The following is a 12,922-nucleotide window of genomic DNA, read 5'->3' as shown; positions in this document are numbered from 1 at the left end:
AGCCGGGTGCATCATGCAGGCGATCAGCCGCAATGCGCTGGCAGGCCCCGAGCTGTTCGGCATCAATTATGGCGCAGCGCTTACCGCCGTGCTGGCGTCGTTCTATATCGGCGGCACCTCCTTGCAGTTATTCGCCTGGTCCTCGCTGGCGGGGGCGGCCGTGGCAGGCGTGCTGGTGCTTGCGCTCAGCTCTGCAGGGGGAGCGTCCAAGTCCCCGGTCCGGCTGGTGCTGGCCGGGGCTACGCTTAATCTGCTGTTTGCTTCCTTGACGCAAGGAACCTTGATCCTGAACGAGCAGTCTCTCGACACGATGCGGTTCTGGCTGGCAGGCGCGCTGACAGGGCGAGATCTGGCGCTGCTCGCGCAGATTGCGCCTTATCTGCTGGCGGGTCTGGCAGCGGCGTTCGCGCTGAGCGGTCAGCTCAACATTTTCAAGCTGGGCGAGGAGGTGGCTCAGGGCCTCGGGCAGCGATTGAAGCTGATTCGCATCGGCTGCATCGTCGCGGTCGTGCTGCTGGCGGGCAGCGCGGTTGCGATTGCCGGTCCGATCGGTTTCATCGGCCTGGCTGTTCCGCATATGGCACGCATGCTGACAGGAGGGGACTACCGCTGGGTCATCCCCTATTCGGCCGTCCTCGGGGCGCTGCTGCTGTTGGCGGCGGATATCGGAGCCCGGTTTGCGCTGCCGGGACAAGAGATTCCGGTCGGGGTGGTCACCGCCTTCTTCGGCGCTCCGTTCCTGATCTACCTCGTCCAACGGAAGGAGGGCGTCTCATGATTCCTGCAGCGATCCAAAAACGCGCCAGCATCCTCCTCGCGGCGCTGCTGCTCCTCAATGTCGGCTTGATCGTGCTTCATGTGATGCTGGGCGAGCGTGCCATCCCTGCGACAGAGGTATGGCGCAGCCTGATCGGCAGAGGGGACTCGGATTATGCCTTCACCATTTTTGAGCTGAGATTGCCTCGCGCGTTAACCGGATTTGTGGTCGGGGCCGGACTTGCGCTGGCCGGTGCGGTGCTGCAGGTGATGACCCGCAATCCGTTGGCCTCTCCGGGCGTCATCGGCATCAATGCGGGGGCGGCTGCGGCGGTTGTCGCTGTCATGGTGCTGGCGCCGGCTTTCCCTATGCGGGCGATGCCCTGGATTGCCTTTGGCGGCGCGCTGCTCGTTGCTGCTCTCATCTACAGCTTGTCCTGGCGCAGAGGAGCGGTCGACTCTACGACGCGTTTGCTGCTGATCGGCGTTGCCCTATCCGCGATGGCGGGAGCGCTCATTACGTATTTGCTCACCCTGGGACAGATTTTCCGAGTCTCGCAAGCCTTTGTGTGGATGGCTGGCAGCTTGTATGGCCGGACATGGGAGCATTTTTGGCCCTTGTTGCCGTGGATTGTGCCGCTGTTTCTGCTGCTGCTATGGAAGGCCCGGGTGCTCGATTTGTTCCTGCTGAACGCACAGTCTCCCACAGGGCTTGGCGTGCGGGTCGAGCCGACGCGAGCGCTGTTCCTGCTATGCAGTGTTGGCCTGGCGGGCTCGGCTGTGTCGATGGCAGGGACGATCGGTTTTGTCGGCTTGATGGCTCCTCACATGGCTACCCATATGATCGGCAGCCGCAGTCTCGTCCGCTTGCCTGTCGCAGCGCTGCTCGGCGGCGGGATCGTCATGCTGGCCGATCTGACCGGGCGTCTGCTGTTCGCGCCATACGAGATTCCGGTGGGGCTGATCACAGCGCTCGTCGGAGCGCCTTATATGATCTATTTGCTGCGTGCTCGTCGTGCTATATAATGAAGGGAGACGGTTGGAAGCTCAGGAAGGGAGGGGCCCGGCTCGTGTCCTCATATGCCAATGCAGGCTATCAGATCTACCGATTGTCCTCGGTGCGGAAGAGAAGATTCCCAAAGCAAGGTGGAGCGGGACAGCTTAAAATCCCTGCCTACATGCTTTGTTTTATTTTGGAGGGCGAAGGCGTCATCCTGCTCGATGGCGCGCTGCAGAAGCTCAGGCCGTTCCAGCTGTATCTGCTCGTGCCCGGCATGATCGTGGAGTTCCCCGAGCAAGGCGGCGCATGTCAGTATTATGGTCTATGGTTCGAATCGATCCGCCTCGCCAAGACGAAGGACGGGTATGCAGGCGTGTCCGCTCCGCCCTTGTCGGGCGGGCTGTCTCCAGGGCTGCTGCTCGTCCATCAGCCGCAGCAAGTGCTGCAGTCGGTGGCGCAGCTGTATCAGCTTGGCCACCAGGAGTCGCTTCGGCATTCCGTCAAGGGCCGACTGTTATTCGATCGGCTCATGCACGAGCTGCTGCAGCAGGAGCAGGTGCCGCTCGCCGAGGCGAGGGACGAACGGATCGAGCGCAGCATCCTCTATATCGAGCAGCACTACCCCGACAAGATCAGCATCGAACAGTTGGCCCGGGCGGCAGGGGGCATGTCCTCGGCGGCGTTCTCCCGGCTCTTCCGTCAGGAGACCGGTATGCCCCCGCTCGAATATCTCAACAATGTGCGTATGACGCACGCCAAACGGCTGCTGAACAACAAGGAGAGTCGCGTGAAAGAGGTGGCGGCTGAGGTTGGGTTCCGTAGCGAGTTTTACTTTAGCCGGATGTTCCAGCATAAGGTGGGCGTCGCGCCTACGTTATATATGAAGCGAGGCCGACTCAAGGTTGCGGTAGCCTCGTCGCTTAGTCTGGAGGATCACTTGCGATCGCTGGGCATCGAGCCGGTATGCGTCGTCGATCTGTTCTGCTATCCCGGGCAGAGTCAGGAGGTCTACAGGGAGCGGTTGGAGGAGCAGCTGCGGCAGATGAGCACATCTCGTCCGGATCTGATCATCGCCGACGATTATCATACCGAGTTCCGGGAGCGGCTCAAGCAGACGGCCCCGCCTGTATTCCTCGACTTCTCGGTGTGGGACTGGCAGCGCAACTTCGAGCAGATCGCCGAGCTGGTCAATCGGGAGCGCGAGGCGTCCGAGATGCTGACCCGGCTATATGTGCAGAGCGAGACGACCGGTCAGTCGCTGCGGCGGATACTCGGGGTGGAGCGTGTCTTGCTGATGCAGGTCAATCACCGCGCCGTCGGCATCCAGGGCACTGCCCATCATCCGCTCAATGAGCTGGTGTACGGCGAGCTGGGGCTGCAGCCGGGCGGACAGTCCCCTGCGGAGCTGTGGCGGCTGGAGCTGCAGCCGGAGGCGATGCCTGTGCTGGAGACGGAGCATCTGTTCATCCATCAGCATCATGTATTGGCCGGTAGCGGAGATCGCTATCGGGAGATGGTGAGCACGTCCGCATGGACCCGGATCGAGGCGGTGCGGCGCGGCCATCTGTATACGATCCCCAACTGGTACGCGATGAGCTGGACACCGCTCGGGCGGCAGCGCATTATGCGCGAGCTGTTGAGCCATTTGGATGAGAATGCTTCACGGTAATTCGGAGATCGCCGGATATAATTGTATTAATCAAAAAATCGCAAGCGGTTGACGCTTTGCGGTTTTTTGCGTTTTTATGCACTTGTTTACAGCGCTTGTTTATTCCTTGTTGATCGCTCGATTGTATAATGATGTCGAAAATAGGTCAGGAGCATTGGGAATATAGTCATAGGGGATGGAGTGAAAATGATTGTGATAAAACGTTGGCTAGCAATCGTAATGGCATTGCTGATTATGGTGGGGAGCTTGCCTCAGATGGCTGTGGCGGCAAGTCCGTTGGACAGTTGGACCGTCCGAGGTCCGCTGCCCACGGGGGAGAACTTAATCGATGTCGCCTATGGGAATGGGACCTATGTCGCTGTGGGAAATAACGGGGTCGTGATGACCTCTGTCGATGGGGCAAGCTGGACGAATCAAACAAGCGGGATCACGAGCAATCTGAAAGATGTTTCTTATATCAACGACCAGTTTGTAGCGGTGGGCCAGGGCGGGAAAATTATCCTCTCCGATGACGGAGCGAGCTGGACGAGCGCCACCAACAACGATACGAGCGAACTCACCAGCGTCGCTTATGGGAATGGGATGTATGTGGCCGTAGGCGGGTTTGGCAAGGTGTTGACTTCCGGCGATGGAGCGAGCTGGACGTTGAACCCGAACAGTCCGGTCATTGGCAATTCCGTTCTATACGCGATTACTTTTGGCAACGGTGTTTTTGTAATCGCCGGGAACAACGGGAGTGACGGGACGATCTATACCTCCAGCGATGGAACGAGCTGGACAAGCCAATCGAGCAATGTCTACGTGAGTTTGCTGGATGCTGTATATGGCCTCGATAAGTATGTGGTCGTAGGTACAGAAGGGAAAATCGTCACCTCCGAAGATGGAGTAACTTGGACGCAAAGGACGAGCGGCACGCAAGAAAACTTGCTTAGCGTCACTTATGGCAACGGAAAATATGTGGCAACGGCCAATTCCGGCGTGATTAAGTCCTCTACGGACGGAGTAACCTGGAGCAATGAAACAAGCGGCGTCAACTCAGGAAGTCTGATGGGAGTCGCCTATGGTCCAGGAACCTATGTCGTCGTGGGAACCGGTGGCACGATCTTGACGGGGACGGATGGAGGAGCCTGGACGATCCGCAGTCCGTTGCCTACGAGCAGCGGGCTCAATGGCATCGCTTATGGCAATGGAACTTATGTGGCGGTAGGGAGTGGTGGCACAGTTGCTACCTCCGGCGACGGTATCACCTGGAGCAACCGAACGAAGAGCAGCATGACGCAATATTTATCTGGGGTTGCCTTTGGCAAAGGGGTCTTTGTGGCAGCCGATGCCAATGGTACGATGCACGCCTCTGCCGACGGGATTACTTGGTCAAATAATTGGGGGGGCGTGTCCACTCAGTTCAACGGCGTCGCCTATGGCAATGGCTTGTTTATTGCTGTTGGGGCTAATGGATGGATCTCAACTTCCGAAGATGGTACGAGCTGGACGGGGTGGAGGAGTAACACGACTCAAGCGCTCTCAGGCGTCAGCTACGGCAAGGGCAAGTACGTGGCGGTAGGAGACGCTGGCACGGTGGTCGTCTCTAGCGACGGGATGAATTGGACGAGTCAAACGAGTGGAACGACGAAGCAACTGAAAGGCATCGCTTACGGAAACAGCACGTTTGTGGCTGCGGGGGCCGACGGGACGCTGATCGTCTCCACCGATGGCGTGAACTGGACGAGTGCGGTAAGCAACAGTACGGTGTCATTGAATGGCATCGTCTATAGAAATCATACGTTCGTGGCCGTAGGAGCGGCTGGGGTGATCTTGACCTCCAATGACGGCACGAGTTGGATCCAATCGACTAATCCGGATGCGCTGAAGTATAATGCTGTCGCCTACAGCAATGGCGAGTATGTGGCTGTAGGGGAATCAGGCCGAGTGCTGCAATCTGGTACATCGACGATATTGCCGGAAGTTAGCGGTGTCGACATCAGCCCGCGTAGCGTAAGCCTGGTCCAGGGCGGAAGTCAGCAGCTCACGGCATCGGTGGAAGCCGCAGGCGGGGCAGCGACGACAGTGACGTGGACGAGCAGCGATACGAGCGGTGGCGTGACGGTCGATGCGGCAGGCAATGTGACTGTTGCGGCGACTGCCACGCTAGGCTACCACACGATCACCGCAACATCGACCGAGGATGGCGGTCAGCTCGGAACGTCGACGATTACGGTAACTGCCGCTCCGGGAGCACCTGCAGTAAGCAGTGTAAGCATCGCCCCGAGTTACTCAAGCGTGCAGCAAGGCAAGAGCCAGCAGCTTACGGCTACGGTAAGTGTGGAGCATGGGGCAGCGACGACCGTTCACTGGAGCAGCAGCGATATCAGCGGCAAGGTAGCGGTAGACGCGACGGGCAAGGTGACGGTTGCTCCGACTGCCGTCCCAGGAAGCTACACGATCAGAGCGACCTCGACCGTGGACAACAGCAAGATCGGCACCGCGACGATTACGGTTACCGTTGTTCCTGTGACTTGGACAAGCCGGGGTAGCTCGTCAGTAACGTCCAGCCAACTAAACGGCCTCACTTATGGAAGCGGGAAATATGTGGCGGTGGGGAACAGCGGAACGGTCGTGACCTCCGAGGATGGCGTAACCTGGACGAGGCGGACCGTGAGCGGCGTGACGCAAAATCTGCAGAGCGTTATTCATGAGAACGGAAAGTATGTAGCGGTAGGACAAAATAGCACGATCATCACCTCCGACGATGGCTTAACGTGGACGAAGCGGACGGTGAGCGGATCGCAAAATTTGCAGAGCGTCACCTACGGCAACGGCAAGTTTGTAGCGGTAGGGGCGAATGGGCGAGTGATTACCTCACCCGATGGCACAAGTTGGACGGTCCAAACAAGCAACGTTACCTACAATTTAAATGGCGTTACTTACGGAAATGGTCAGTATGTAGCGGTGGGATACGTCGGAACGGTCATTACTTCTGCCAACGCCATAACCTGGACGGCTCAAACCATCAATAGTTACAGCGATATTTACAGCATTGCTTATGAGAACGGCAAGTATATAGCTGGCGGATCCTACGGAGCGCTCATAAGCTCTCCCGATGGCGTAAGCTGGGCGAGTCATATCAGCAACGCTTCATATCACTTGAATGGAATCGCTTATGGCAACGACATGTATGTGGTGGTGGGCAACAGCGGCAAAGTTGTAACTTCCGCCGACGGAGTGAACTGGACGTTGCAATCGAGCTCCAGCAGCACGACGAATAATCTGCTGAAGGTCATCTATGTCAACGACACGTTTATGGCAGTGGGGGCTAATGGGACCATCCTGCAATCTGTCCCGGATCCGGCGGTGAACAGTGTGAGCGTCAGTCCGAGCAGCGTAAGCGTAGAGCGAGGCAGGAGCCAGCAGCTCACGGCCACGGTAGATGTGGTCGGTAACGCAGCGACGACGGTGACGTGGACGAGCAGCGATACGGACGGCCTAGTGACCGTAGATGCTGCGGGCAACGTTGCGGTAGCTGCGAATGCGGAACTGGGGCCTTACACGATCCAGGCGACCTCGACTGCAGATGCAACTAAAATCGGAACCGCGACAATAACGGTCATCGTCAGGACGCAAACGGACGAGGAAGCGGTCGCGGATGACAAAGCCGCGCTGGAGCTGGGCTTCGGCAATGGAGATAGCGAAACGAATGTGACGCAGGACCTGACTCTGCCTACCAGTGGGGCGAGTGGCACGGCGATCAACTGGTCGTCCGACGAGGTGTCCGTCATTGCAGATAATGGCCAAGTGACGCGTCCGTCGGCAGCAGCTGGCGATCAACTGGTCACATTAACGGCTACCATTACAAAAGGCAGTGTGAATGACACGAGAACCTTCACCGTTACGGTCAAAGCTGCGCCAAAGACGGACGCAGAGGCAGTAGCCGACGACAAAGCGTCGCTAGAGGTCGGCTTTGGTACTGGCGACAACGATTCGAATGTGACGCAGGACCTGACTCTGCCTGCTAGCGGAGCGAATGGTACGACGATTACTTGGTCGTCCAACACGCCGAACGTCATCGCGGATAACGGTCAAGTGACGCGTCCGTCGGCAGTAGCTGGCGACCAGTTCGTTACGCTGACGGCTACGATCACCAAAGGCAGTGTCACAGATACGCAAACGTTCGATGTCACGGTTAAAGCCGCTTCGCAGACCGATGCGGAAGCGGTGGCCGACGATAAGGCGTCGCTGGAGGTGGGCTTTGGTAATGGCGACAGCGATACAAATGTGACGCAGGACCTTACGTTGCCTGCAACAGGAGCGAATGGTACGACGATCACTTGGTCGTCCAACGTCCCGAGCGTTATCGCGGACAACGGTCAAGTGACGCGCCCATCCGCCACAACTGGTGACCAATTCGTTACACTGACGGCTACGATTACAAAAGGTAGTGTAACAGATACGCAAACGTTCGATGTCACAGTCAAAGCCGCGCCTCAAACCGATGCGGAGGCGGTAGCCGACGACAAAGGGGCACTGGCGATCAGCTTTGGTGGTAGCGACATCGCGACAAACGTGACCCACGATCTGACTCTGCCAGCCAGCGGAGCGAATGGTACGACGATCACTTGGTCGTCCAACACGCCGAACGTCATCGCGGATAACGGTCAAGTGACGCGTCCGTCGGCAACAGTTGGAGATCAACTCGTCATATTGACGGCTACGATCACCAAAGGCAGTGCCACAGATACGCAAACGTTCGATGTCACGGTGAAGGCAGCACCGCAGACCGATGCGGAAGCGGTAGCTGATGACAAAGCGGCACTAGCGATCAGCTTTGGTGGTAATGACATCGCGACAAACGTGACCCACGATCTGACTCTGCCAGCCAGCGGAGCGAACGGCACGACGATCACCTGGTCGTCCAACACGCCGAACGTCATCGCGGATAACGGTCAAGTGACGCGTCCGTCGGCGGCAGCCGGAGATCAGCAGGTCACGCTGACCGCTACCATTACCAAAGGCAGCGCCACGGACACCCGGACGTTCATCATCACGGTGAAGGCACTGCCGGCGCCTCCTAGCGTGTATTATCCGGCGCCAACGACAACGACGAATACCGGTCAAGCCAACGAAGCAGCAGTCATCGTGCTGGTGAACGGCAAAGCGGAACAAGCCGGTGTGACGACAGTTGGCAAGCGCAACGAGCAAACCATCCTCACGATCGCCGTGGATGAGAAGAAGCTCGGAGACAAGCTGGCTGCGGAAGGCCAGGGGGCGATCATGACGATTCCGGTGAACACACAGTCGGATGTCGTCATCGGAGAGCTGAACGGTCAAATGGTGAAAAACATGGAAAACCAAAAGGCCGTAGTGGAAATCAAAACCGATCGTGCGACGTATAAGCTGCCTGCACAGCAACTGAATATCGATGCGATCTCCGAGCAAATCGGAAAAACGGTGGCACTGGAGGACATCAAAATACAAGTCGAAATCGCTGCTCCAACAAGCGATACGTTGAAGGTAGTGGAGAATGCGGCAGCGAAAGGAACATTTACACTTGTCGTTCCGCCGATTGAATTCACGATTAGAGCTATCTACGAATCGATGACCGTCGAAGTCTCGCAGTTCAAAGCCTATGTGGAGCGGACCATCGCGATCCCTGCCGGCGTAGATCCGGACAAGATTACGACAGGCATCGTTGTCGAGCCGGATGGGACGACGCGCCACGTGCCGACCAAGATTGTCAAGGTCGATGGCCAGTATTATGCTCAGATCAGCAGCGTAACCAATAGCACGTACGCTATCGTATGGCACCCGCTCGAATTCCTCGATGTGGTCAACCACTGGTCGCAAAAGGCTGTGAACGACATGGGGGCGCGGATGGTTATTGAGGGAACGGGAGACGGTCTGTTCAGCCCCGACCGCGATATTACGCGGGCTGAATTTGCCACTATCCTGGTACAGGCATTGGGACTGAAGCTGGAGGAAGGGGCGACGGCTTTCGTTGACGTGAACACGTCGGACTGGTATAGTCGCGCGATCAATACGGCCTATACTTATCAACTAGTCCAAGGGTACGAGGATGGCACGTTCCGGCCTCAAGACAAGATTACGCGGGAACAAGCAATGACGATGCTCTCCAGAGCGATGGCAATGACCGGACTGAAGGCACAGTTGTCCGAGTCATGGGGAGATACCTTGCTTCATGCGTTTGAGGATGCGTCAGACGTATCCGACTGGGCTGGGCGCAGCGTGGCAGACAGCGTGCAAGCCGGTCTCGTCACAGGCAGAAGCGCTGCCGAGCTTGCGCCGAAGGCGTTTATTACGCGGGCTGAGGTGGCCACCATCATGCAACGGCTTTTGCAAAAATCAGATTTGATCTAACTGAGGAACCCGTTAATAAAAACAAGCCGCTATCGATGGATTTATCCATGGATAGCGGCTGTTCTTTTTTTAACTTTACTTCCTGAAAAATGTATCTATCAGATGAGTTAACGCTTGATCATACAATGCTTTTGCAGCGGTCGCATCTGGCAGATGTCCCCCTACATGCAGATGAATAATACCATGCAGCGATGCCCACACCAGACTAACCACCTGTAACGGATCTGCCTTGGCGATAAGCCCCTGCTCCATGGCCTGTACAACCAGGGCGGTCACTTGCTGCAGGGCGGTTACCGTCGCCTGGAAGCTATCCTCCTGCGGTTTGAATTCGCTAAACGCTCCGCCAAACATGACCATATAGTAACTGGTATAGTTTCGCGAGAACTCCCAATAAGCTTGTCCGAGATCGTGAAGCCGTTGTTTCAAGTCCCCATGCTCCGAAACCTCCTGAAATGCGTTGGCCAACAAGTGACATCCTTCCAGAAACAACTCCTTGGCCAAGCCTTCCTTGCTGCCAAACAAATTATAAATGACTTTGGTTGGACATTCCATTTTCTCGGCTACTTTGCGAATCGTTACAGCTTCAGGGCCATGCTCCTGCATGATGGATGCAGCCGCCTCAATAATGTTATCCCGCAGGAGTTGAGCATGCTGAAGCTTGGCATTCGGATAAGTGGTTACCGCAGGAGCTTCTGTGGAAGGCCTTTTGGACGAATGGCCCATCTGGATTCACACCCTTAGAACATTAGTTTAGTAGAGCAGCTTGCATTGTAACCTTCATTTTACCGGGATCAAAGTAAAAATGCCAATCCAATTGACAACAAAGATTCATTGGAATACAATGATTCATATTGAAACACTGTTTCTAATTGATATTTTAGGGAGCGATGATAAGATGATGCCCACTCAAAACAAATGGACGTTGATTACAGGTGCCTCTTCGGGGATCGGAGAAGCGTTTGCGCACGAATTTGCTGCCCGAGGGAGCCATCTGATTTTGGTCGCTCGTTCAGAAGCGAAGCTGAATGCGCTGGCAGAGCAATTACAACGAAAGCATCGTATACAAGCACAGGTCATCGTGTCCGACTTGTCGCAAGAAGGAGCGCCGGCAAAGCTCCATCAGCAATGCGTGGATCGAGGTCTGCGTGTGGACATTCTCGTCAATAATGCCGGGTTCGCGACGTATGGCGTTTTTGAACAGCTCTCAGGCCAGAGGCAGCATGAAGAAATGATGCTTAATGTAGTGGCAGTTGTGGATCTGACCCATTTGTTTTTGCCGGATATGTTGAAGCGGAACAGCGGAGTCGTCATCAACGTGGCTTCCACCGCCGGTTTTCAGCCTCTTCCCAATATGGCCGTCTACGGGGCGACGAAAGCGTTCGTCTTATCGTTTACCCAGGCATTATGGGAGGAAAATCGGACCCGAGGCGTGCAATTTCTGGCCTTATGTCCAGGCTCGACGGAGACCGAGTTTTTCAACGTTGTTGGCGCCGATGAGGCCTCTGTCGGGAAACGAGACACGCCAGAGCATGTCGTCCAGGTTGCTCTTCGCGCGCTGCAAGCAAAAAAAGTGTATGTTGTCCCTGGCATAGCCAACTACATCTCGACGCAATTGTCCCGCTTGTTTACACGCAAACAAATGCTCTTTATTGTCGGACGCATGCTCCGACCGCGTCATTAGAATCATCCGTCGGCAGGAGATTGTTAAGTGTCTGTGAAAGCTCTCTGTTCATCTATATGACGCGATCCACGACCAGAGCATCGCTTAAAGGTCATCTGCCCAGGATGGCCTTTTTGCGACCGCTCCAACGCATTACTTGGAGGACGTTTGCTCGAACATGCCCCGCACGACGTTTAATACGGTCCGTCGAGGCAAGAAGCGGGGCAACTGCGCCAGGATAAAGTTTTTTCTCCCAGCTATCGTACTGCTGCGATCCTGATCGACCGCTCGTAAAGCCGCCTGAACGACTTCTTCCGGCTCCATACGCTTGCCCTTGAGATCATCCGTGCCCGATACCTGATGGAAGGAGCTGCTGGTCTCTCCGGGACATAAAGCGACGATCCGAACCCCCTGCGACCGGTACTCTGCCCATAGCGCCTCCGTGAAGGAGAGGACATAAGCTTTGGTAGCGCCGTACACAGCCATATAAGGCGTCGGCTGAAAGGCGGTCAGCGAAGCCACATTGATGACGACCCCATTCCCTGACGCTGTCATCGGTCCAAGGCAGCGATGTGTGAGTTCAGTCAGTGTGGCCGTGTTTAATTGAATCTCCTGTATGAGCCGGTCCAGGGGCAGCTGATGAAAGCTCCCCCTCGTACCGAATCCCGCATTGTTCACAAGGATATTTACCCGCCATTGCCGATCGTTCAGCTCGCCCATCACCTGCTCGGCAGATGCAGGGTCAGCAAGATCGGCCGTCAAGGCAAGCGCCTTTACCCCATGAGCTGATTCCAGTTCATGCGCCAGTTGGTTTAACCGCTCTTTCGAACGGGCGACCAGGACCAGATGGCAGCCTCTGCGCGCCAATTCCCGTGCAAAAGCCTCGCCGATCCCCGAGGAAGCGCCTGTAACCAGTGCTGTCTGACCGTTATAACTCCATGTCATCATAATCCCTCCTGATATGATTAAGTGATTTAATGATTAAGTATTTGATCATTTAAAGGTGGAGAAGAGGACTTCCTATGAGATAAGAAGTCAGGTCAAGCAATCAGGATTTGGCCGGGTCCTCCAAAATCTGCTCGGCAAGCTGAACGATCGTCCTCAGCTGATTCACTACGGAGTCACCCAACTCAAGGTTGTAATACACCTCGGTTTTCTCCTTGACGGAGCTTAGGAGGCCCGCCTGTTTCATGATTCTCAAGTGATGCGAGATGGCCGGACGGGACAAGGAAGCTTTCTCCACGACTTCGGCCACATTCATCCGCTTGTGGAGCATAAACATCATCAGTATATCCTGTCTGACCGGATCGGCCATCGCTTTGAACAGGCTGGACGCCTGCTTGATTTCTGCCATCAGCGCTTGCTTTTTGTCCAATAAACGTTGATCCACTGTTTCGCCACCTTATGTCGAAATGATCAAATACTTGATCACTTAAATATATTATACGATTTAAGCTGACAATGCAAT

8 protein-coding genes are annotated in these 12,922 nt (G+C 56.0%); 5 read left to right on the top strand and 3 right to left on the bottom strand.

Annotated elements, in window-relative coordinates; genetic code table 11:
- The 4 genes from PA598K_RS21870 to PA598K_RS21855 form a co-directional block, all read left to right on the top strand.
- A partial coding sequence (locus tag PA598K_RS21870) for a FecCD family ABC transporter permease (protein WP_185602156.1) occupies positions 1–778 on the top strand: 778 nt, incomplete at its 5' end.
- Positions 775–1,782 carry a FecCD family ABC transporter permease gene (locus tag PA598K_RS21865; RefSeq protein ID WP_128659000.1) on the top strand — a complete coding sequence of 336 codons (1,008 nt, stop codon included), beginning with the start codon at positions 775–777 and terminating at the stop codon, positions 1,780–1,782. The genes PA598K_RS21870 and PA598K_RS21865, both read left to right, overlap by 4 nt.
- Positions 1,783–1,826: 44 nt before the next feature.
- Positions 1,827–3,425 (top strand): AraC family transcriptional regulator, encoded by a 1,599-nt coding sequence (locus PA598K_RS21860; RefSeq protein ID WP_185602155.1) that lies wholly within the window; start codon positions 1,827–1,829, stop codon positions 3,423–3,425.
- Positions 3,426–3,617: 192 nt separating this feature from the next.
- Complete coding sequence (locus PA598K_RS21855) at positions 3,618–9,794, top strand: immunoglobulin-like domain-containing protein (protein WP_221414169.1); 6,177 nt, start codon at positions 3,618–3,620, stop codon at positions 9,792–9,794.
- Positions 9,795–9,869: 75 nt separating this feature from the next.
- Here the strand turns inward: PA598K_RS21855 and PA598K_RS21850 are convergent, their stop codons facing one another.
- Complete coding sequence (locus PA598K_RS21850) at positions 9,870–10,517, bottom strand: TetR/AcrR family transcriptional regulator (protein ID WP_128658997.1); 648 nt, start codon at positions 10,515–10,517, stop codon at positions 9,870–9,872.
- Between the two features lie 172 nt (positions 10,518–10,689).
- Here PA598K_RS21850 and PA598K_RS21845 point away from each other — a divergent pair, with 172 nt between their 5' ends.
- Positions 10,690–11,475, top strand: a complete 786-nt coding sequence (locus PA598K_RS21845; RefSeq protein ID WP_376739058.1) for an SDR family NAD(P)-dependent oxidoreductase — start codon at positions 10,690–10,692, stop codon at positions 11,473–11,475.
- Between the two features lie 132 nt (positions 11,476–11,607).
- Here the strand turns inward: PA598K_RS21845 and PA598K_RS21840 are convergent, their stop codons facing one another.
- Together PA598K_RS21840 and PA598K_RS21835 are read right to left on the bottom strand one after the other, a co-directional pair.
- Complete coding sequence (locus tag PA598K_RS21840) at positions 11,608–12,399, bottom strand: SDR family NAD(P)-dependent oxidoreductase (protein ID WP_128659016.1); 792 nt, start codon at positions 12,397–12,399, stop codon at positions 11,608–11,610.
- 103 nt (positions 12,400–12,502) lie between these two features.
- Entirely contained in the window at positions 12,503–12,844 is a 342-nt protein-coding gene (locus PA598K_RS21835) for an ArsR/SmtB family transcription factor (RefSeq protein ID WP_260405538.1), read from the bottom strand.
- Positions 12,845–12,922 lie beyond the last annotated feature (78 nt).

Source organism: Paenibacillus sp. 598K, assembly GCF_003851045.1.
Taxonomy (GTDB): Bacteria; Bacillota; Bacilli; order Paenibacillales; family Paenibacillaceae; genus Paenibacillus_D.
Note: the sequence above shows the minus strand (reverse complement) of the source record. Positions and strands in the feature narration are given on the sequence as shown.

Bases quoted from the DNA above. Each gene is read 5' to 3' on its own strand.
- PA598K_RS21840 (WP_128659016.1), bottom strand. From the start codon at position 12,399: ATGACATGGAGTTATAACGGTCAGACAGCACTGGTTACAGGCGCTTCC.
- PA598K_RS21845 (WP_376739058.1), top strand. From the start codon at position 10,690: ATGATGCCCACTCAAAACAAATGGACGTTGATTACAGGTGCCTCTTCG.
- PA598K_RS21850 (WP_128658997.1), bottom strand. From the start codon at position 10,517: ATGGGCCATTCGTCCAAAAGGCCTTCCACAGAAGCTCCTGCGGTAACC.
- PA598K_RS21865 (WP_128659000.1), top strand. From the start codon at position 775: ATGATTCCTGCAGCGATCCAAAAACGCGCCAGCATCCTCCTCGCGGCG.